Source organism: Saccharothrix sp., assembly GCF_031180885.1.
GTDB lineage: Bacteria > Actinomycetota > Actinomycetes > Mycobacteriales > Pseudonocardiaceae > Actinosynnema.
Genome location: NZ_JAPSLK010000007.1, coordinates 43,228 through 65,178 on the forward strand (window position 1 = coordinate 43,228; position 21,951 = coordinate 65,178).

Annotated in this window: 15 protein-coding genes and 1 pseudogene; 11 read left to right on the forward strand and 5 right to left on the reverse strand. The window is 71.9% G+C overall.

Annotated elements, in window-relative coordinates; all coding sequences use genetic code 11:
• Nucleotides 1–159: 159 nt before the first annotated feature.
• Nucleotides 160–669, forward strand: coding sequence for a general stress protein (locus tag RIN75_RS12310; protein ID WP_309111992.1), 510 nt, complete (start codon nucleotides 160–162; stop codon nucleotides 667–669).
• Here RIN75_RS12310 and RIN75_RS12315 read toward each other — a convergent pair.
• From RIN75_RS12315 to RIN75_RS12335, 5 genes and pseudogenes are all read right to left on the reverse strand, one after another.
• A pseudogene (locus RIN75_RS12315) lies at nucleotides 647–961 on the reverse strand (hypothetical protein); the annotation flags it as partial. The gene RIN75_RS12310 and the pseudogene RIN75_RS12315 overlap by 23 nt on opposite strands.
• 196 nt (nucleotides 962–1,157) lie before the next feature.
• Nucleotides 1,158–2,378, reverse strand: a complete 1,221-nt coding sequence (locus tag RIN75_RS12320; RefSeq protein ID WP_309111993.1) for a glycosyltransferase 87 family protein — start codon at nucleotides 2,376–2,378, stop codon at nucleotides 1,158–1,160.
• A gap of 91 nt (nucleotides 2,379–2,469) precedes the next feature.
• Nucleotides 2,470–3,291 (reverse strand): methyltransferase domain-containing protein, encoded by an 822-nt coding sequence (locus RIN75_RS12325; RefSeq protein WP_309111994.1) that lies wholly within the window; start codon nucleotides 3,289–3,291, stop codon nucleotides 2,470–2,472.
• A 4-nt stretch (nucleotides 3,292–3,295) separates the two neighbouring features.
• A complete protein-coding gene (locus RIN75_RS12330) occupies nucleotides 3,296–4,477 on the reverse strand; it encodes an acyl-CoA dehydrogenase family protein (RefSeq protein WP_309111995.1) in 1,182 nt (393 codons plus the stop codon).
• A gap of 159 nt (nucleotides 4,478–4,636) precedes the next feature.
• Entirely contained in the window at nucleotides 4,637–5,635 is a 999-nt protein-coding gene (locus RIN75_RS12335; protein WP_375295944.1) for a sigma-70 family RNA polymerase sigma factor, read from the reverse strand.
• A gap of 116 nt (nucleotides 5,636–5,751) precedes the next feature.
• Here RIN75_RS12335 and RIN75_RS12340 point away from each other — a divergent pair, with 116 nt between their 5' ends.
• From RIN75_RS12340 to RIN75_RS12385, 10 genes are all read left to right on the forward strand, one after another.
• Complete coding sequence (locus RIN75_RS12340) at nucleotides 5,752–7,353, forward strand: MFS transporter (RefSeq protein WP_309111997.1); 1,602 nt, start codon at nucleotides 5,752–5,754, stop codon at nucleotides 7,351–7,353.
• Nucleotides 7,354–7,619: 266 nt separating this feature from the next.
• Nucleotides 7,620–8,993: an FAD-dependent oxidoreductase gene (locus RIN75_RS12345; protein ID WP_309111998.1), complete on the forward strand. Its 1,374-nt coding sequence runs from the start codon at nucleotides 7,620–7,622 to the stop codon at nucleotides 8,991–8,993.
• A 25-nt stretch (nucleotides 8,994–9,018) separates the two neighbouring features.
• A complete protein-coding gene (locus RIN75_RS12350) occupies nucleotides 9,019–10,443 on the forward strand; it encodes an alpha/beta fold hydrolase (RefSeq protein WP_309111999.1) in 1,425 nt (474 codons plus the stop codon).
• Complete coding sequence (locus RIN75_RS12355; protein WP_309112000.1) at nucleotides 10,440–13,583, forward strand: AMP-binding protein; 3,144 nt, start codon at nucleotides 10,440–10,442, stop codon at nucleotides 13,581–13,583. The genes RIN75_RS12350 and RIN75_RS12355 overlap by 4 nt, the downstream gene beginning before the upstream one ends.
• Complete coding sequence (gene cmdF, locus RIN75_RS12360) at nucleotides 13,570–15,183, forward strand: tyrosine 2,3-aminomutase (protein ID WP_309112001.1); 1,614 nt, start codon at nucleotides 13,570–13,572, stop codon at nucleotides 15,181–15,183. The genes RIN75_RS12355 and cmdF overlap by 14 nt, the downstream gene beginning before the upstream one ends.
• Before the next feature lie 11 nt (nucleotides 15,184–15,194).
• A complete protein-coding gene (locus RIN75_RS12365; RefSeq protein ID WP_309112002.1) occupies nucleotides 15,195–16,565 on the forward strand; it encodes a condensation domain-containing protein in 1,371 nt (456 codons plus the stop codon).
• 51 nt (nucleotides 16,566–16,616) lie between these two features.
• Complete coding sequence (locus RIN75_RS12370; protein ID WP_309112003.1) at nucleotides 16,617–18,038, forward strand: extracellular solute-binding protein; 1,422 nt, start codon at nucleotides 16,617–16,619, stop codon at nucleotides 18,036–18,038.
• A gap of 70 nt (nucleotides 18,039–18,108) precedes the next feature.
• Nucleotides 18,109–19,557, forward strand: a complete 1,449-nt coding sequence (locus RIN75_RS12375) for a multicopper oxidase domain-containing protein (RefSeq protein ID WP_309112004.1) — start codon at nucleotides 18,109–18,111, stop codon at nucleotides 19,555–19,557.
• 8 nt (nucleotides 19,558–19,565) lie between these two features.
• The gene (locus RIN75_RS12380; protein WP_309112005.1) at nucleotides 19,566–21,122 is read left to right on the forward strand and encodes a 4-hydroxyphenylacetate 3-hydroxylase N-terminal domain-containing protein; all 1,557 of its coding nucleotides are present in this window, start codon (nucleotides 19,566–19,568) and stop codon (nucleotides 21,120–21,122) included.
• A gap of 116 nt (nucleotides 21,123–21,238) precedes the next feature.
• A complete protein-coding gene (locus RIN75_RS12385; protein ID WP_309112006.1) occupies nucleotides 21,239–21,832 on the forward strand; it encodes a DUF2306 domain-containing protein in 594 nt (197 codons plus the stop codon).
• Nucleotides 21,833–21,951: the final 119 nt, after the last annotated feature.

The window sequence follows — 21,951 nt, forward strand, 5'->3', positions numbered from 1 at the left end:
ATGCGGTGCGGCGCGTGCCCTTCTTCTCGTTCTCGAAGATCGATTGCGACAGGCGATCGATGCGCCCCTGGGCCCAGGGGTCGCCGGCCGGACGCCGGCACGCGTCGCGCGCGCTCCCCGGCCACCGTCGATCACAACCGACCGATGGAGGAACCCCCCATGACGACAACCACCCCGTTCCTGCCTGCTCGGCCGGAGGACCTGCCGACACCGCCCACGGGATGGCCGATCGGCTCCTACGCCACCTACGCCGAAGCCCAACGCGCCGTGGACCACCTGGCCGACCACGACTTCCCCGTGCACGACGTCACCATCGTCGGCGTCGAGCCGATGGTCGTCGAACGGGTCACCGCACGGCTGACCTGGCGCCGCGTCCTGGCCGGCGGTGCGGCGTCCGGTGCCTGGTTCGGCTTGTTCGTCGGCCTGCTGCTCGGCGTGTTCAGCACCGGACCGCTGTCCGCGCCGCTCCTGACCGGCTTGCTCACCGGCATCGTCTTCGGCACGACGTTCGCCGCCGCCGGCTACGCGTCGCTGAGGGGCCAACGCGACTTCGCCTCCACCACCCAACTCGTCGCCGGCCGCTACGACGTGCTGTGCGAACCCCGCCACGCCGAGAAGGGCCGCGACCTGCTGGCCCGACTCGCCCTCACCGCGCCGTCAGCCGCCTGAGAACCGGAACCGGAGCCACAGCGCCGAACCGAAAGGAGGTTTGCGCAGGGGCTTTCGGGGTGCGGCGCAGCTTCGTGCAGACGGCCTGGGCGACCGAGGCCAGCGTGACGTGGCGGTGCCAACCGACCCGGGAACGGCCTTCGAAGTGGTCCAGGCCCGGGCCGTCCTTGAGTTCGCGGTAGTCCTGCTCGATGCGCCACCGCATCTTGGCCAGTTTCACCAGGTCCCGCAGGCGGATGCCGTCGGGCAGGGTGGACAGCCAGTAGTCGGTGGGTTCGGCCGCGCGTCGCGGTGCTCGGCGTCGTAGGAACGCAGTGCCGCTGTCAGGGCACGCACTTGGTGGACGTCGGTTGCGCCCACCCGCTCAGGAACCGGTGTGGTGGCAGGGCCTACGGCGAGCAGGTCCACCTCGGCTTGCGTAAGCGCCGCCCTCGGGTCGCCATCGAAGCTCGGTGGTGGGTGTGCAGGAGCCGGCAGGTGGCGCGGTGTCAGCCGCGCGCCCTGCCGCGTGTCGCGATCGGCAGGCGCAACGCCGCGACCAGCACCGCCGCTACCACCAAGGGCAGCGGGCTGCCGAAGGTCGCGAGCAAGTTGCCGACCGGCGTGGCCTGGTACCACAGTCCCGAGCCGTCGGGCAGGCGCTGGGCCGCCCAGTACACGGGCAGGCCGCACCACAACGCCACGACGAGTGCGGCCACCGCCGCGCGGGTCGAGTCCGCCGCCACCAGCCACACCAGCGCGGGCACCACCCACACCAGGTGCGGTGGCCAGGTGACGGGCGAGACCAGCGCCGCGGTGCATCCCACCAGCACCGCGCCTGCCAACTCGTCACCCCGCTGCCGGGCGGCCGCCGCGACCACCAGGCCTACCCCGGCGACCGCCGCGCACACCGGCAACGCGGGCCACGCCGACCCCGGGTCCCCCGTCAGCCGGGCGAACAGGCCGAACAACGAGTGGTTCACGCCGACCTCGTCGACCAGGACCCGTCCGGAATCGAGGAACAGCCCGTCCAGCCAGTAGCGCGCCGAGTCGCCGGGCAGGACGGCGAAGCCGAGGCCGATCGTGGCGACCACCGTGCCGACGGCCCACGCCGCGGCCACCCGGCGCCCGGTGAACCACAGATACCCGACGAACAGCAGCGGGGTGAGCTTGACCGCCGCGGCGAGCCCGATCGCGACGCCGCTCCACCGGGCCGGCACCGCCGGGTGCAGGCCGACCAGGACCAGCAGCACGAGCAACACGTTGACCTGCCCGAGCACCGTGTTCGACAGCACCGGGTCCAGCGCGTGCGCGGCCACCGCCACGACCGCCGAGACGGCCCAGGGCAGCCTCGGGCGCAGGCCCGCCATCGACAGCGAGACCCGCACGACCCCGGCCAGGGCGACGAGGTCGAGCACCAGCCACGCCGCCTGCGCCACCGCCGCACCGAGCAGCGCCGGCACGGTGAACAGCAGCGCGGCGAACGGCGGATAGGTGAACGGCAGGCCGGACGCGATGTCGGCCGCGTCGACCTCCACGGCGTAGAGCGGTCGGCCGTCGAGGACCGCCGCGCCGCCCGCCCGGTACACCGCGAAGTCCGCCATCCACACGAACGACAGCCCCGGCGCCGTGGTGCGCAACGCCCATCCACCGACGACGCCGACCACGACCACCGCGACCGCGCAGCACCCGAACCACCGCCGACGCACCACCGCCTCGGCTCCGTGCACACCAACCACCCCTCCGCCGAACGGCGGTACCAGCAGGGCGGAGGTTACGACAGCTCGTCCGCGCGACGCGGTGTCCTCACACCATCGTGTATCACCTCGATTTGCGTGCCGCGACGATCACGTACCCGATCTGGTCCTTCCTCGGCAGGAAGAAGCCGCGGTGCATCCTGGTGAACCCGTCCAGCGCCGCCTCCCCGAACCGCGCGGAGAAGCGGTCGCGCACGCGCATCGCCTCCCTGAGGAACTTCCCCTTCATCCCGAACACCCGCGGCCCGCACTGGGTGTACTCCTCCACCGCGAACCCGGCGGCGCGGGTGTGGTCGAGCCACTCCGACGTCGTGGGCAGTTCCTTCAGCTTCAGGCTGTCCATGAACTGCCGCACCCGATCGGTCTCGTCGGCGCGTTCGAGGCTGAAGTCCGAGAAGGACAAGCGACCGCCCGGCTTGAGCACCCGGTGGAACTCGCGCAACGCCGCGTCCACGTCCGGGGCGTTCTGCAGCGACTCCAGGGCGAGCACGGCATCGAAGGTGTCGTCCGGGAACGGCAGGGCCATGTAGTCGCCGTACCGGACCTCGACGAGATCACCCGCGCCGGCCGCCCGGATCCGCTCCCCCGCCGCGTCGATCTCGGCCCGGCTGACCGTCACCCCGGTGACGCGCACGCCGTGGGCGCGGGCCACGTGTATCGCCGTCTCACCGGGACCGCACCCGGCGTCGAGCAGGTGCTGTCCCGTCCGCAAGCCCAGCGTGTCGGTCACCTTGGTGGTGATCCGCAACAGGGCGTCGACCAGGGACGCCCCGTCCTCGTCGTCGTACCAGTACCACATGTGCAGCCGACCGTCGCGCAACGCGTCGCCGATGGCCGCGCCCTCGTCGTAGTGCCGGCCGATCTCGGCCGCGTGGTCGTCCACCACGCTCTCACAGGTAGACGGTGTTGGGGCCGAGGCCCGACAACACCCGCCCGTACAGCTCGAAGTTGGTGTTCGGGTGCAGGATCGCGTGCAGGTGCATGGCGTGCATGTCCCGCTCGACCCGCTGGATGGGTGCGTCGTGGTAGATCGACGAGCCACCGCTCGCGGTCTTCAGCAACTCGACCGCCTGCTTGGCGCGCAGCGCCCCCGCGCCGAGGCCGAGCCGGACGCGGGCGCGCTCCTCGACGGTCCACTGCTCGCCGGCGACGGACTTCCGGTCGACGATCTCGGCGTTCCGGTCCAGGTGGAACGCGGCCTCGTCGGCCAGGGTGCGGGCCTCGCCGAGTTGGAGGTGGGTGATCGGCGCCTCGCGCTGCTCCTCGTAGTCGGTGTAGGTGATCTTGCGTCCGGGCAGGCGTTCGAGGAACAAGCTGAGGGCCGCCTCGGCGAGCCCGATCGCGGGCGCGCCGACGGTCGCGCACGCGACCGGCATGAACGGGACGCGATGGGCCGGCGACGCCGCACCCACCTGCTTCGGGTGCACACCCGCGAGCACGGGCCCGAGTGGCAGCACCCGGTGGTCGGGGACGAACAGGTCGCGCGCGACGGTGGTCACGCTGCCGCTGGCGCGCAGACCCGTCGTGTGCCAGTCGTCGATCACCTCCACGTCCGGCATGGGTACCGCGAGCATGACCGGCTCGTGCGTGCCGTCCGGCCGTGCCACCACCGCGGCGTTGGTGTTCCAGTGGCTCTGCAACGCGCCCGAGTTGAAGCGCCACTGCCCGTTGACGACGACGCCTCCGTCGACCGGCACGGCCATCGCCGTGGGGCTGATGATGCCGCCGATCCGGACATCCGGCGTGGAGAAGACCTCCTCCTGGGTCTCGTCGGGGAAGAAACCCATCATCCAGGTCCCCATCGCCCACACGGTCGCCACCCACGCGGCGGAGCCGTCGCCCTTGCCGAGCTCGGCGAGCACTGAATGGGTGGTTCGCGCGTCGGCGGCGTAGCCGCCGAACCGTTCGGGCAGGCGGAGCTTCAACACACCGGCGTCCGCCATGGCGTCGACGACCTCGTCGTGCAACCGGCGGTGTTCCTCTCCCCAGACGGCGTGCTCGCGCAACACGGGGATGATGTGCGCGGTGCGCTCGGCCAGCGCGGAAGGCGTGGGCATCTCGACGGTACTCATGCGTATCTCCCGCATCAAAGGGGCGATGACAAGGGGGCGGGTGCCCTTCCGTGTGGTCGGCTCGCGCCCCGTTCCGACGCTGCCGGCCTCGCTCGGAATACCGCTACTTCCTGATTGCTTTGGTCTTGACGAAGGGTCCCGATCGTCCACATCGGACGCTCAGTCCACGACCGCCGGAAGGTTGAAGGACTCGAACAGGTTCACGTCCAGGAAGGCGTACACGTGACTGATACCCGCGTCCGTGAGCGTGAGCACCTGGAGGAATGCGGCGTGGTAGCGGCCGTCGGGCTCCAGGGTGTAGGTGGCGAACGCGGGCTGGCCGTTGGCGTCGGCGCGCACCAACCGCGCCTGGCCGGGGCGCACGGAGCAGCGGTGCGTCAGGTGGTGTGCGATGTGCTCGCGCCCGAGGTACCACTCCAGCAGCGGCGGCATCTCCCACGCCGCGTCCTGGGTCAGCAGGTCCACAATGGCCGGCACGTTCTTCTGCTCCCAGGCCGCGACGTACTCGTCGAGCAGCCTGCGGTGGGCCGCCGTGGTCGGCTCCATGACGTCCCCGCTGCGCGGGCTCAACCGATCCAGGTGGGCGCGGGCTCGTTGCAGCATGCTGTTGACCGCGGCGGTCGTGGTACCCAACGCCGCGGCCGTGTCCGCGGCGGGCCACATCAGCACCTCGCGCAGGACGAGCACGGCCCGCTGGCGCGGCGTGAGGTGCTGCAACGTGGCGACGAAGGCCAGCCGAACCGTCTCACGCGCCGCCACCAGGACAGCGGGGTCGGCGCTGTCGGACTGCGGCGAGTCGTCCGGGAGCGGTTCCAGCCACGGCACTTCCGGCCGTTCCACGACGTCCTCGCTCGGGTCGGAGTTCGGCCCGAGACCCATCGGCAGGGGCCGCCTGCTGCGGCCCTCCAGGGCGTTGAGGCAGGCGGAGGTGGCGATCCGGTACATCCAGGTGCGCACCGACGAGCGGTTCTCGAACCGGTCGAAGGCTCGCCACGCGCGCAGGTAGGTCTCCTGGACCAGGTCCTCGGCCTCGTGCGCCGAGCCGACCATCCGGTAGCAGAAGGCCAGTAGCTCCCGCCGCAGACCCTCCGCACCCCGCAGGAAGTCGGTCTCGCGCCGCTGGTCCACTGCCTCCGTCACGTCCCGCCCTTTCGCCATAGCCACTCGACTCGCCCGTTCGAGTGAATCGCGGCACTCGCGACCGTTGACCCGATGATTCCACCCTCCGTGACCGGTCTGCACGGGTAGAGCCGTATGAGGCGGAAGGATAGCCGATGGAAGACCGGATCGGGACCGGAGCCGAGCCACTGGCGGGCCGCCGCGAGTGGATCGGGCTCGCGGTACTCGCACTCCCGACTTTGTTGCTGTCGCTGGACATCAGCGTGTTGTACCTCGCATTGCCGCACCTGAGCGCGCAACTGGGCGCCGACAGCGCGGAACAGCTGTGGATCATGGACATCTACACGTTCCTGCTCGCCGGCTTCCTCATCACAATGGGCACGCTCGGCGACCGCATCGGCCGCCGGAAGCTCCTGCTCATCGGCGCCGCGGTGTTCGGCCTGGCGTCGGTGGTGGCAGCGTTCTCGACCAGCACGGAGATGCTGATCGTCGCCCGTGCCCTGATGGGCGTTTCCGGCGCGACGCTGATGCCGTCGACGCTCGCCCTGATCACGAACATGTTCGCCAACCCGAAACAGCGCGGCGCGGCGATCGGCGTGTGGGCCAGCTGCATGATGGTGGGCGCGGCGCTGGGCCCGGTGATCGGTGGCGTGATGCTCGAACTGTGGTGGTGGGGCTCGGTGTTCCTGATGGGCGTGCCCGTGATGCTGCTGCTGCTCGCGACCGGCCCCGCCCTGCTGCCCGAGTACAAGGACGCCGCCGCCGGCCGGGTCGACCTGCTCAGCGTGCTGCTGTCGCTGGCCGCGATCCTGCCCGTCATCTACGGGTTGAAGGACGCGGCGAAGGACGGCATCGGCGTCACGGCGATCGTCACCGTGCTGGTCGGTCTGGCGTTCGCCGCGGTCTTCGCCGTGCGCCAGTTGCGTTTGGACAGTCCACTCCTGGACCTGCGGCTGTTCCGCGTCCGCGCGTTCAGCGCCGCGCTGTCCATCATCATCCTGGGCGGCATCCCGCTCGCGGGGATCTTCCTGCTCGCCAGCATCCACCTGCAGACGGTCAAGGACCTGCCGCCCACGCAGGCCGGCCTGTGGCTGGCCCCGGTCGGCCTGGTGATCGCCGTGGGCGCGAGCGTGGCGCCCGCCATCGCGCAGAAGGTGCGGCCCGCCTACGTCATCGCGGTCGGCTTCGTCGGCTCGGTCATCGGCTTCCTGCTGCTGACGCAGGCCGACAGCACCACGGCGACGGTGGTGATCCTCATCGCCATGCTCCTGGTCTACCTCGGCGTCGGGCCGTCGATGGCGCTGGGCGTCGACATGGTCGTGGGCTCCGCACCGCCCGAGAAGGCCGGCTCGGCGTCGGCGACCTCGGAGACCAGCACCGAGTTGGGCGTGGCGCTGGGCATCGCCCTGGTGGGCAGCCTCGGCACGGCCGTGTACCGCGAGGCGGTCGAGGTGCCGTCCGGCGTCACCGGGGACCAGGCGCAGCAGGCGAAGGACAGCATCAGCGGGGCGTCCGCCGTCGCGGACGACCTGCCCCCGGACGTCGGTGCCCAACTGCTGGGCAGCGCGCGCGACGCGTTCGACACGGCGCTCAACGCGGGAGCGGTGTTCGGCGCGGTCATGTTCGCCTTGTGCGCGCTGATCGCGATCACGCTGCTGCGGCACGTCCCCCCGAGTGGCGCGAGCCAGACGGAGGAAGCCCCGGAGGGCGATCGGGCGACCGAGCCCGGCCTCACCCCGCTCGAATCGCGAGAATAACCCACGATATTCCCCGCCAGTTAGCCAACGGCCCGCAGGAACCATTCGGTCCTGCGGGCCACTCTTTTGCCCGCTTTCCGCGACATCGGGAAGCCGGCTAATCGACCAGCGCATCCTGGAAGATGCGTCGAGGCCACCTCACCTGGCATCGTCGAATTGCACGCCACCACAGTCGACCTGCCGGCTCCGCGCGCATCTTCTCCCGCACGCGGGCGATGCCCGGCGCGGTCCGCGGCCTTTCCAGACGATTCCAGGAGTGCGCCACGATGCGAAAACATGTCGGAGATCGCGCCGTCGTGCTCGGTGGCGGCATGGGCGGCCTGCTCGCCACCAGAGTGCTCACCGAGTTCTTCGCCGAGGTCGTGCTGGTCGACCGGGACCGGCTGGTCGGGGTGACGAGCGCTCGGCGCGGTGTGCCCCAGGGCAGGCACGCCCACGGCCTGGTCGCCCGCGGCCACCAGATCCTGGAGTCGCTGTTCCCCGGCCTCACCGACCAGTTGATCGGCGCGGGCATCGAGCCCGGTGACCTCAACGGCGACATCCGGTGGTACTTCAACGGCGTGCGCCTGCGCCCGGTGCGCACGGGCCTGCTCTCCATCCCCGCCACCCGCCCGGTGCTGGAGCACCACGTCCGGCTGCGGGTGCTCGACTTGCCCAACGTCCGGCTCCTGGAGGAGCACGACATCGCGGGTCTGGCCACGACGCCGGACCACCGCCGGGTCACCGGCGTCGTGCTGCGCGCCGAGGGCGGGCGGGAGGTCGAACTGGACGCCGACCTCGTCCTCGACACCAGCGGACGCGGCTCGCGCACCCCGGTGTGGCTGGAACAGCTCGGCTACCGGCCGCCCGAGCAGGACCGGGTGAAGATCGACCTCGCCTACACCACCCAGCACTTCCGGATCCCGCACGACCCGCTCGGCCGGGACGTGGCGATCATCCCGGCGGCCACGCCCGCCAACCCCCGCGGCGCGTTCTTCTACCGGTTGCCCGGCGGCGACGGCCGCATCGAGCTGTCCCTGACCGGAATGCTCGGCGACCACCCGCCGGTCGACCAGGACGGATTCCTCGAATACACCCGTTCGCTGCCCGTCAACACCATATACGACGCCGTCCGGCGCGGTGAGCCGATCGACGACCCGGTACAGTTCAAATTTCCCGCGAGCGTGCGTCGCAAATACGAGAAGCTGGATCGGTTCCCCCAGCGGCTCCTCGTCGCGGCTGACGCCGTGTGCAGTTTCAACCCGCTTTACGCGCAAGGCATGACAGTCGCGGCACTGGGCGCGCTGACCCTGCGCCGCCACCTTTCCCGCGGCACCGTGCCGGAACCGCTGGAATTCTTCCGCGACATCGCGCGCGACGTCGACATGCCGTGGCAGTTCTCCGCCACCGCCGACCTCGGCTACGCCGGCGTCGAGGGCACCCGGACGCTGCGGACCCGGGTGGTGAACGCCTACCTGCCGCGCCTGCAGGCAGCCGCCGCGCACGACGCCGCGCTGAGCACCGCCTTCATCCGCACCGCGGGTTTGGTGGACCCGCCGGCGCGCCTGCTGCGGCCCGGCACCGTCGCCCGCGTCCTCTGGCACTCGCGCCGCGGGTCGGCCACCGCCCCCGCCCCCGCGCAGACCGGCGTGCACCACTGACCCCACGGCCCACTTGGAGGACATCATGCGCCCGTTCCGCATTGACATCCCGCAGGCCGACCTGGACGACCTGCACCGGCGGCTGGCGGCCACCCGGTGGCCCGACGAGTTGCGCGGCCAGGGGTGGAGCCGCGGCGTACCGGTGGGGCACCTCCGGGACCTCGTCGAGCACTGGCGCACCCGGTTCCGGTGGCGCGAGGTCGAGGCGCGGCTGAACCTCCTGCCCCAGTTCACCACCGAGATCGACGGGACGCTCATCCACTTCCTGCACGTCCGCTCCCTCGAGCCCGACGCGGTACCGCTGGTGCTCACGCACGGTTGGCCCAGCTCCTTCCTGGAGTTCCTGGACGTGATCGGGCCGCTGACCGACCCGGCGGCGCACGGCGGCGACCCCGCCGACGCCTTCCACCTCGTGATCCCGTCCCTGCCCGGCTACGCGTTCTCCGACCCGCCGGCCGAACCCGGGTGGGACACGGTGCGGGTCGCCCGGGCGTGGGCGGAGCTGATGCGGCGGCTGGGCTACGACCGCTACGTGGCGCAGGGCGGCGACTGGGGTTCGGCGATCTCGCTGCACCTGGGCCTGGTCGACCCGGACCACGTCGCGGCGGTGCACACCAGCATGCTCGTCACCTTCCCGCCCGAGGACCCCGAACTGCTGGCCTCGCTCGACGAGGCCGACCGGCGGCGGCTGGCGTTCGCGGCGGCGTTCGAACAGGACGGCGCCGGCTGGCGGCTGCTCCAGTCGACCCGCCCGCAGACCCCGGCCTACGCGCTGACCGACTCCCCCGCCGGGCAGCTCGCCTGGATGGCGGAGAAGTTCGTCGAGTGGAGCGACCCGGCGGCGGGCCTGCCCGACGGGATCGACCGGGACCTGCTGCTGGCCACCGCCTCGATCTACTGGCTGACCGCCAGCGCCTGGTCCAGCGCGCAGATCTACTACGAGTCCAACCGCACCCGCGAAGCGTTCCTGCGCACATGGGGCGGTCCGTGGCCGCTGCGCATGCCCGTCGGCGTCGCGGCGTTCCCCGCGGACGTCGTGCGGCCGATCCGCGCGTTCGCCGAACGGATCCTCCCCACGCTGGAGCACTGGAGCGAGTTCGAGCGCGGCGGCCACTTCCCCGCGCTGGAGCAGCCCGTGTCGTTCGTCGACGACCTGCGGCGCTTCGTCCGCCGCCACCGCGCGCCGCGCCCGCTCGACCGCGCCGCGCCGGGCGGCACCGTCGCCGCGCGGGTGGCCGAGATCTGGCGGGAGGTGCTGGGTGTCACGGAAGAACAGGACGGCCAGACCTTCTTCGACCTGGACGGCCAGTCGATCTCGGCGGTGCGGATCACCGCGCTGATCAAAGACCGGCTCGGGATCGAGGTCGACATAGCCGACCTGTTCGAGGACCCGGACCTCGCCGGCTTCGTGCGGCTGGTCACCGCTCGGTCCACCAGGCCTGCCGCGTGAGAGCGGTGGCGGTGGTCGACGACGACGAAGCGCCCGCCGGCAGCGCCCAAGCCGGACTGTGGTTCCTCGACCGCCTGCACGACCACTCGCCCGCGGGCGCGGTGGCCCGGGTGTACGAAGTGGACGGTGCGCTCGACCCGGCCGCGCTGCGTGCCGCCTGGGCGGTCGTCGTGGACCGGCACCGCGTCCTGCGCACCACGCTGGTCGAGCGGGACGGGTCGCCGGTGCGGAAGGTCGAGCGGTCCGCGCCGGAATCCTTCACCTGGGTCGACCTGTCGTCGCTGCCCGGTGACCTGGCGCGCGAGCGGGCGGATGCGCTGTGCCACGCGTGGACGGCGGAGCCCGTGGACCTGTCCGCGCTGCCGGTGGCGTGGCTGCGCGCGGTCCGGGTGGCCAAGGACGAGCACCGGCTCGTCCTCATTACGCACGGGGCGGTGGCGGACCGCACGTCGGTGGCGGTGCTGCTCGACGAGGTGAGCCTCGTGTACCGCACCGGGCCGACCGCACTGCCAAACGACCCACCGCAGTACGAGACCCACACCCGAGCCGAACGCGACCTCGACCACGGTGCCGCGCTGCGCTGGTGGCGCCACACGATGCCGCACACCGTCCCGCCACCGGACCTCGTGGTCGACGCGGCACCACCGGTCCCCCGCGCCCGCGACGGCGTCGTCCGCTTCGCCTGGGGTGCGCGGGTCGCCGCGCAGGCCGCGCGGATCGCGGCCGAGGCCGGGGGTGCCCTGGTCGACGTCCTGGCGGCGGCGGTGCAGTGCCTGATCGCCCGCCACGCCGCGGCGGAGCACGTCGTCGTCGGAGTGCCCGGCACACGGCCGGCGGGGTTCGAGCGGGCGGTGGGGCCGTTCGGCGACCTCCTGCCCCTCCCCGCCGACCTGGGCGGACGCCCGACCTTCCGCACGCTGGTCGACCGCACCGCGACGCTGCGCCGGGAGGCCGAGCGCCACCGGGTGCCCTACGACGTGCTCGTGCGCGAACTCGCGCCGCCGCGCGACCCGGCACGCCCGCCGTGGCACGACGCGCTCGTCGCCGTCGAAGACCCCGCCGCACGGCTGGACCTGCGGACCGCCACCGCCCGGCCGGTGTCGGTCCACGACGGCTCCCGTTGGGCGTTGCTGGCGGTCGTCGTCGACGACCCCGACTACCTGCACGGCGCGCTGCACCACGAGGCGGGCACCCTGCACCCCTCGTCGGCCCGCCGGCTGCTTGACCAGCTCCACACCCTGCTGACCGCCGCGCTGGAGGACCCGGACACCGCGGTGGACCGGCTACCCCTGCACCGGCCCGACCGGCAGCGCTACGGGCACCTGGACACGCCGTCGACACCCCTGGTCCACGAGTCGGTGCTGCGCCACGCGTCGAGCGCGCCCTCCGCCGTCGCGGTGCGATGGGAGGGCGCCGCGGTGACCTACGACGAGTTGGCCGGGCGCGCGGCGCGCATGGCGCACGTCTTGGCGACACCGACCGGCGGGCCGGTCGCAGTGCGGCTGCCACCGGGACCCGCCCTGGTCGCCTCACTCCTCGGTGCGTGGGCCGCCGGACGGCACGTGGTCTGCCTGGAGACCGAGGACCGCGGCGAACGATCCCGTGCCGTGCTCGCCGAACTGCGCCCGGAGGACCTGGTGTGCGCGGACGAGGACGCGCTGACCCGCTGGTACGCCGACGCGGTCGGCGGCCGGCTCATCGCCCCTTCGGCGGACGACCCGGCGCCGGGCCACCCCGGCCACACGGTCGACCACACCGACCTCGCCTACATCGCCCACACCTCCGGATCAACCGGCACGCCCAAGGCGATCCCGCACCACCACGCCACCTTGGCCCAGTTCACACGCTGGTTCGCCGACGAGTTCCGCATCGGCCCCGGCGACCGGATCGCGCACTGGTCCAACCCCGCCTACGACGCCAGCCTGGGTGAGATCTTCGCCGCGCTCGTCGCCGGCGCGACCGTGCACCCGGCGCCCCTGGCGGCCCGCATGAACCCGGACCGCCTCGTCGACTGGCTGGCCGCCGAACGCATCTCGCATTTCCAGACGGTGCCCAGCTTCGCCCGCGAAGTGCTGCGCGCCCTCAGCGGGCGGCGGCTGCCCGCGCTGACGCATCTGCTGCTCGCGGGCGAGCCGCTGCCGGGTGACCTCGTCGCCCGCGTCCACGCGGCCCTGCCGGGCACGAGGCTGGTCAACCTCTACGGGCCCACGGAGACCATCCTCGCGACCTGGCAGCCGGTCGCCGACCCGGTGGCGGGGACGGCGCCGATCGGCCGGCCCATCCCCGGGCGGCAGGTGCTGGTGGTCGACGGCAGGGACGAGCCGTGCGCACCGGGGGTGACGGGCGAGGTCGTGGTCCGTGGACCACATGTCACCGCAGGCTACGTCGGCGCCGGATCGACCGACGCGTTCCGCCCCATCGACGGGGTCCCCGCGGTTGCGGGCAGCACCTACCGGACCGGCGACCTCGCGCGTGAGCGGTGGGACGGCGCGCTGGAGTTCCGAGGTCGTCGCGACCAGCAGGTCAAGGTCGCGGGCAAGCGGCTGGAACTCGCCGAGGTCGAGGCTGCGCTGGCCGCCGACGCCTCGGTCGCGGAGTGCGCCGTCGTGCCCGTCACCGACGCGCAAGGCCTCGTCACGCGGCTGGCCGCGTTCGTGGTGCCGCGCGCCGGGCCGGACGGCCTCCCGCTCGGCTCGGCCGCCGTCTGGCGCGACCGGATCCGGCGGTGGTTCGGGTCCTCGACCCTCGCCGTCTCGGTCAAGCCGCTGCAACGGTTGCCGCGCAACACCGGGGGCAAGGTCGACCGACGTGCCCTGGCCGATCCCGGCCGCGTGACACGCGGCGTGCACCGGGAACCCGCGACCGCCGGGGAACGGGCCGTCGCGGACGCGTGGTCGTCCGTGCTGGGACTGGACCGGATCGGCCGCGACGACGACTTCTTCCGACTGGGCGGCCATTCGCTGCTGCTGCCCCGCGTGACCCAACGGATCCGCGAACGGTGTGGCGTGCGGCTGCACCCGCGCGACCTCCTGGCGCATCCGGTGCTGGCCGACCTGGCCGCCCTGGTCGAGCGGCTCGCGCCGCTCGGGAGCAACGACACCGACGACAACGACGGGGTGAGGAACCTTGACCACTCTTGAGCAGGCAACACCGGTCAACTTCGACGGCGGCACCGTGCGCACCTCCGACGTGCGAGCGGTGGCCGAACGCCGGGCGCGCTGCGAGGTCGGCACCGAGGTGTTGGCCAAGACAGCCAAGTCGCGGAAGCTGTTCGAGGACATCGTCGGCGAGGGCGTGCCGGTGTACGGCGTGACGACCGGCTACGGCGAGATGATCTACATGCAGGTGGGCATCGCGAACGAGGTCGAACTGCAGACGAACCTGGTCCGCAGCCACAGCGCGGGCGTGGGCCCGCTGTTCTCCGACGAGGAGGCCAGGGCGATCGTCGCGGCCCGGCTCAACGCGCTCGCGAAGGGCTACTCGGCCGTGCGGCCGGAGATCCTGGAACGCCTGGCCCTCTACCTGAACCTGGGCCTGACGCCCGCGATCCCGGAGATCGGGTCGCTGGGCGCCAGCGGCGACCTGGCCCCGCTCTCGCACATCGCCGTCACGCTCATCGGCGAGGGCTACCTGCTGCGCGACGGCGTCCGCGTGCCGACCGGCGACGTGTTGCGCCACCACGGGATCGAGCCGTTGACGCTGCGGTTCAAGGAAGGCCTCGCGCTGATCAACGGCACCTCCGCGATGACCGGCCTGGGCTGCCTGGTGGTCGAGCGCGCGCTCGACCAGGTCCGGCAGGCGGAGATCATCACCGGTCTCGTCCTGGAGGCGCTGCGCGGCTCGACCAGCCCGTTCATGCCGGAAGGGCACGACGTGGCCCGGCCGCACCAGGGCCAGATCGACACCGCCGCGAACATGCGCGCGCTGCTGAACGACAGCCTGCTGGCGATGCGGCACGAGGACCTGCGGGCGATGGCCGAGAAGCAGGCGGGCAAGCTGACCGGCGACCAGGTCGCGCGCACGGACGTCTACTTGCAGAAGGCGTACACCCTGCGGGCGATCCCCCAGGTCGTCGGCGCCGTGCGCGACGCGCTGCGCCACGCGCACGAGAAGTTGTCGGTGGAGCTCAACTCCGCCAACGACAACCCGCTGTTCTTCGAAGGCCACGAGGTGTTCCACGGCGCCAACTTCCACGGGCAGCCGATCGCCTTCGCGATGGACTACACCACGATCGCGCTCACCCAGCTCGGCGTGTTCTCCGAGCGCCGGACCAACCGGCTGCTCAACCGGCACCTCAGCGACGGCCTGCCGGAGTTCCTGGTGGCCGGCGACCCCGGTCTCAACAGCGGCTTCGCCGGCGCCCAGTACCCGGGCACCGCGCTGGTCGCGGAGAACCGGACGATCGGGCCCGCCAGCACGCAGAGCGTGCCGTCCAACGGGGACAACCAGGACGTCGTCAGCATGGGCCTCATCGCCGCCCGCAACGCGCGCCGCGTGCTGACCAACAACAACCACATCCTGGCCGTGGAGCTGCTCGCCGCCGCCCAGGCGGTGGACCTCTCCGGCCGGCAGGCGGGCCTGGGCCCGGCCGGGCGCGCCGCGTACGACCTCGTCCGGTCGCTGGTGCCCACGCTCGACCGCGACCGCTACATGAGCGACGAGCTCGAACTGGTCTCGGACGCGCTGGCCTCCGGACGGCTGCTCGAGGCCGTGCGGGCGGCGGGCGTCGAGCTGCGGTGAGGACGCCACCGATGACGACCGCCGGAGCACCACCCAGCACAGGGGAACTGGTCCTCCACCCCCTGTCGCTGCAACAGGAGTTCCTGTGCCTGTTCGACCGGGGCGACGAGGCCGGACCGTTCGGGCCGCGCTACCACGTCGTGGACGGGTGGCGGCTGACCGGGCACGTGGACGTGCCCGCGTTGCGCGCGGCGCTGGCCGACGTGGTGGAGCGGCACGAGTCGCTGCGCACCGAGGTGGTCCGCGGCGACGGCGCCCGCGGCCAGGTGGTCCACCCGCCGAGCGAGCCGGTGCTGACCACGCACGACCTGCCGGGAGTCCCGGCGGAGCAGCGCGCCCACCGGGCCGAGGAGTTCATGAACGACATCGAGGCCGGTGTGTTCGAGCTGGGCCGCAGGCCGTTGCTGCGCGCGGCTCTCGGGCGCTTCGACGACCAGGACGCCGTGCTGGTGCTGAACTCCCACCACGCGGCGGTGGACGCCTGGTCGATGCAGGTGATCATGCGGGACGTGGCCGTGTTCTACGCGAGACGAACCGGCCACGCCGTCGCGGACCTGCCGCCGGTGGAGCAGTACCGCGAGCACGCCGTGCGCCAGCGGACGAGCGCCGACACCCCGGAGGTCCGCGCGCGGCGCGCGTACTGGGGCCGCAAGCTGGCCGGCGCGGAACTGCTCACGGTGGCCGTCGACCGGAAGCCCGATCCGCACGAGCGACCGGTCACCTCGTGGCGGCGCTTCGCCTACGACGCCGCCACCCGCGCCGCCGTGGAGCGCACGGCGCGCACCCACCGGGCGACGCCGTTCATGGTGCTGACCGCGGCGTTCGCCGTGCACTGCCTGCGCACGACCGGGGTGGCCGACGTGGTCGTGCCGACCTTCACGCCCGGCCGCGAGGACGCGCGGACCCATGATTCGGTCGGGTCCTACTTCAACTTCGTCCCGCTGCGGGTGGACCTGCGCGACTGCGCGTCGTTCTCGGACGCGCTCGCGCGGGCCCGCACCACCTGCCTGGAGAGCTACGCCAACGAACTCCCGCTGAGCCTGGTCCTGGGCGAGGCCCCGGGTCTGATGGCGTCCACGGCGCGCGAGGGCCAGGTGCCGTTCGTGTTCCAGGTGGTGCAGTCGCCGTTCACGATGGAACGCGAGCGCGTCGGCGGCCTGGAGTACACGTCCATCTGGGACCGCAGGATGTCCCAGGAGATCGGATCGGAGGCCCCCGACGGGATGATCTGGTCGTTCCACTTCGGACCGTCCGACGACATCGCGGGCCTGCTCGGGTACAGCAGGCACCTGTTCACCGAGGCCACCGTGACCCGCGCCATCACCGGGTTCGGTGCCGCGCTGGAGGAGCTGTCGACCAGGCCGGACACCCCGGTTCGCTGACACCCCAACGACAACCCGCACGCCCACACCGCTCACCGTCGGAGGCACACCATGCGTCGACTCCGCGCGCTCGCGGTCGCGTCACTGGCGATCGCGACCACGCTCACCGGGTCCACCCAGGTCACCGCGGACACCCGGGACAAGATCACCATCAACGTCTGGCTCAACGACTACCCGATCCCCGGTTACCTGGCCGCCCGGGTCAAGGCCGCCGAGGACTTCAACCGGCTCTACCCGCGCTACCACGTCAACGTCGTGCCCTACGACTACACCAAGCTGCCCGCAGACCTTTCGAAGGCGGCGAAGGAGGGCAAGCACCCGACGATCGCGAACTACTACTCCAACGCCGTCCAGGTGGCGCTGGACACCGGGGACCGGCGCGGGAAGCCGCTGTTCAAGTCCGTCGAGAAGGCCATCGGCAAGCGCGACCACGTACTGGGGCAGCAGAACGTCCTGCCCGACCTCGTTCCCGCCTACCGGTCCTACTACACCCGTCGCGGCGACCTCACGTCCATGCCCACGACCGCCATGACGAGCCTGCTGTTCGCCAACACGACGGTCCTGGCGGCGGCCGGCATCACCGAGGTGCCGCGCACCTGGGCCGCGCTGGAGGCCGCCTGCGACGCCATCGCGAAGCTGCCCGACGGGCCGCCGCACTGCGCGACCTGGGCCAACCACAACTGGTTCCCGCAGCAGGCGGTGCTGCAACAGGACGCGCCGCTGGCCAACCACGGCAACGGCAGGTTCGGCCGGGCCACCCGGGTCGACCTCGACTCGGCCGCCCTGCGCTCGTACGTGAGCTGGCTCGACGGCCTGCACGACAAGGGCCACTTCCTCTACACCACCAACGCCGACCAGACCTGGGAAGGCGTCTTCCAGGCCTTCGGCTCGCAGCAGGTCGCGTTCGCGCTCAGTTCGGCCAACACCGCCGGGCTGTTCGCCTCGATGGGGCAGCAGGGCGGGTTCCAGACCGCCGCCGGCCGGATGCCGTACAACGACGCCGTACCCCTGTCGGGCAACCTGGTCACCGGCGACTCGCTGTGGCTGGCCGACGGCCTCGACAAGGCCACCGAGGACGGCGCGCTGGCGTTCATGCTGTTCCTCAACAACCCCGACAACGCCGTGGCGTGGCACAAGAGCAACCACTACCTGCCCATGACGCGCACCGCGGTGCGGCGGCTGGAAGCGGAGGGGTGGTTCACGGCCAACCCGGCCGACCGCATCGCGATCGACCAGGTGAACGCGAACACCGGGACACCCGCCGCGCTCGGGCCCGTCCTCGGTGACTTCCACGGTGTGCAGACCGCCCTGACCTCCGCCGTGCACGACGTGCTCGTCGGCGGCGCCGACCCGGCGACCAGGTTGCGGCAGGCCGACCACGAGGCCCAACGGCACCTGTCGACCTACAACGCCTGGTGCGCCTCGGGGGGCCAGCGCCACGCGAACTGCTTCCGCATCTACCCGCTGGGCTGACGGTCGCGGGCGCGGCCGACCGCCGGACCGGGCTCGGCCGCGCCCGTCGCCACACCGAAGTGGAGGGCACATGTTGAACCGACGAGCGCTGCTCGGCGCGGGCGGCGTGACCGGCGCCGGCGCACTGCTGACGATGATCGCCCGCATGGACGGCGCGAGCGCCCGTCCCGCGCACCACCACGGCACCGCGCCGGCGTCCGGTCCTCCGCTGCGCACGGAACCGTTCGCGGTGCGGATGCCCGTGCCCGAGGTGCTGCGCCCCAAGCGCTCGAACCACGGCGGTGACCTGTACGAGCTCGACATCCGCCCGGCGGAGGTGGAGATCGTGCCCGGCCTGCGCACGCCCGTGCTGACCTACGGCGGCACGTTCGTCGGCCCCACGATCCGCGCGCGGCGGGGACGACACGCGCTCGTGCGCTTCCGCAACACGATGGGCGCGGACGCCAACGTGCACCTGCACGGCGGTCACGTGCCGCCGCACAGCGACGGCTACCCCACCGACGTCATCCCGCACGGCGGGCAGCGGGTGTACCACTACCCGAACTCGCAGCAAGGCGCGACGCTGTGGTACCACGACCACACCCACCACCGCGAGGCCGAGCACGTCTACCGGGGTCTGCACGGGTTCTACCTGCTGGAGGACGAGGACGAGCGCGCGCTGCGCCTGCCCGGCGGCCCCTACGACGTGCCGGTGATGCTGTCCGACGCGCACCTGGACGCGTCCGGGGCGCTGGTGTGGAACCCGTTCGGCGGCTGGTTCGAGCGCACCACGCTGCTGGCCAACGGGCGGCCCCAGCCGTACTTCCCGGTCGAGGCGCGCCGCTACCGGTTCCGGCTGCTCAACGCCGCCACCCACCGGCACTTCCGGCTCGACCTCGACGGGGAGCAGATGGTGCAGATCGCGTCCGACGGCGGGCTGCTGCCGCGGCCGGTCGCGCTCACCGAGCTGGTCCTCTCCCCCGGCGAACGCGCCGAGGTGATCGTCGACTTCGGCCGCCACCGCCCCGGCACGCGACTGGTGCTGTCCGACGTCTCCGGGCCGGTGCTGCGGTTCGACGTCGAGCGGCACGCGCGCGACGACAGCCGCGTCCCCGACGAGCTGCGGCCCGCGCCCGCCCCGCTGCGCTCGTCGGTGGAACGGCACCTGGTCCTGAGCACCGACCTGGCCGAGGTCCGGTCGCTGATCAACGGCCGGGTCTTCGACGCCGACCGGGTCGACTTCCGGATCCGGCACGGCGCCACGGAGACGTGGCGGATCTCCAACGCCGACACCGATCCGGTCGCGGGCCACGTCGACCACAACTTCCACATCCACCTCGTCCAGTTCCGCGTGCTCGACCGCGACGGTCGGCCACCGCGGCCCGGTGAGGAGGGCTGGAAGGACACCGTCGTCGTGCCGCCCGGCGAGTCGGTGCGCGTCCAGGCGACGTTCCGCGGCTACCGCGGCCGGTACGTCCACCACTGCCACATCCTCGAACACTCGCAGTTCGGGATGATGGGCCAGTTCGAGGTCGTGTGAGGACTGCGATGACCACCGGACACCTCCCCGAGCCCCGGCCGCTGACCGGCGCCGAGTACATCGAGAGCCTGCGGGACGACCGCGCCGTGCACCTCTACGGCGACCGGGTCGCCGACGTGACGCGGCACCCGGCGTTCCGCAACGCGGTGCGCATGACCGCGCGCCTCTACGACGCGTTGCACGAACCCGAGCGCAAGGGCACGCTGACCGCTCCGACCGACACCGGCAGCGGCGGCTACACGCACAAGTTCTTCACCACGTCCCGCAGCGTCGACGACCTGGTCGCCGACCAGCGGGCCATCGCCGAGTGGTCGCGCATGACCTACGGCTGGATGGGGCGCAGCCCCGACTACAAGGCGTCGTTCCTCGGGACGCTCGGCGCCAACGCCGAGTTCTACGAACCGTTCGCCGACAACGCCCGCCGCTGGTACCGGGAGTCGCAGGAGAAGGTCCTGTACTGGAACCACGCGATCGTGCACCCGCCGGTGGACCGCAACCGCCGGCCCGACAGCGTTTCCGACGTCTTCGTCCACGTGGAGAAGGAAACCGACGCCGGTCTGGTCGTCAGCGGCGCGAAGGTCGTCGCGACCGGCTCGGCGTTGTCGCACTACAACTTCATCGCCCACTACGGGCTGCCGGTGAAGCGGCGCGAGTTCGCCCTGGTCGCGACCGTGCCGATGGGTGCGGCGGGCGTGAAGTTGTTGTGCCGCCCGTCCTACGCCGCCACGGCCGCGGTCACGGGCAGCCCGTTCGACTACCCGCTGTCGTCCAGGATGGACGAGAACGACACGATCCTGGTGCTGGACAAGGTCCTGATCCCCTGGGAGAACGTCTTCGTCTACGGCGACCTGGGCAAGGTCCAGATGTTCGCCGCGCGGTCGGGGTTCACCGAGCGGTTCACCTTCCACGGTTGCGTGCGCCTGGGCGTCAAGCTGGAGTTCATCGCGGGGTTGCTCGCGAAGGCCCTGGAGATCACCGGCACCTCCGACTTCCGCGGCGTGCAGACCAGGCTCGGCGAGGTGCTCGCCTGGCGGGGCCTGTTCCAGGCACTGGCTGACGCCGCCGCACGCAACCCCGTGCCGTGGCACGACGGAGCGCTGCTGCCCAATCCGCAGTACATGGGCGCGTACCGCTGGTTCATGCAGGTGGGTTACCCCCGGGTGCGGGAGGTCGTCCTCCAGGACGTCGCCAGCGGTCTGATCTACGTCAACTCGGGCATCGACGACTTCGCCGACCCGGAGACCCGGCGTTACCTGGACAAGTACCTGCGCGGCTCGAACGGGGTCGACGCCGAACAGCGGGTGAAGGTCATGAAACTGCTGTGGGACGCCGTGGGTTCCGAATTTGGCGCGCGCCACGAGCTGTACGAGCGCAATTACGCGGGAAACCACGAGAACACCCGACTCGAAATGATGTACGGCGAACTCGCGACGGGCCGGCTCGACGAGTACAAGGCGTTCGTCGACGAATGCCTGGCCGAGTACGACCTGGACGGGTGGACACGCGGCGACCTGTCGTCGTTCGACGACTTCCGGCACACGGTCCGGTCGATGTTCCGAAATTGAGCGGCACGCGCGCCAACGGCCGCTGAAAGGGGTGGACGATGTCCCGACCGACAACGCACGAGCCGACCACGCATCCTCCCCGCCGACCACGCGCGCCGTGGCGAAGGCCGTGGGTCGTGCCACTGGCGCTGGTGCTGCTGGGTTTCCTGGTCTATTCGCTGCCGCCGTACTCGACCCTGGACCCCGCCACCGCGCGAACCGTGCTCAACGAGGGTTTCGCCGCGCACTACCCGTTGCTGGTCCTCCACATCGCCACCGGCACGATCGCGATGCTCACCGTCGTGCTTCAAGTGTGGCCGTGGCTGCGCGCCCGACATCCGCGCGTGCACCGCGTCAGCGGACGGCTGTACGTCTTCGCAGGCGTGCTGCCCAGCGCGGTGATCGCCCTGGTGATACTGCCCTACACCGCGGTGCTGCCCGGCGCCGTGGGAGCGGCGGTGACCGCCGTGCTGTGGCTGGTCACCACCGCCGCGGGGTTCGTGCGCGCCAGACAACGCCGCTTCGCCGAGCACCGCCGGTGGATGATCTACAGCTTCGCGCTGACCGCCAGCATCGTGTGGGGCCGCGTCATCGGGATCGGGCTGGGCGGCGTGCTCGGGGGCATGGGCCTCGACCTGGTGGTGGTCGCCGAGATGGCGGGCTGGATGGGCACTGTGATCAACCTCGTGCTGGCGCAGTGGTGGTTGGCCCGCACGTCGCGGGCCGACTAGGTCGGCAAGTCCCAGTGGGTGCGGTATCGGTCGGGCGGCGCGTCACCACGACGTCGCCCGGCCGAGCCATGCGATCGCACCGAGCAGGTGGCCACCCGCCAACCTCGACGCCGACCGGG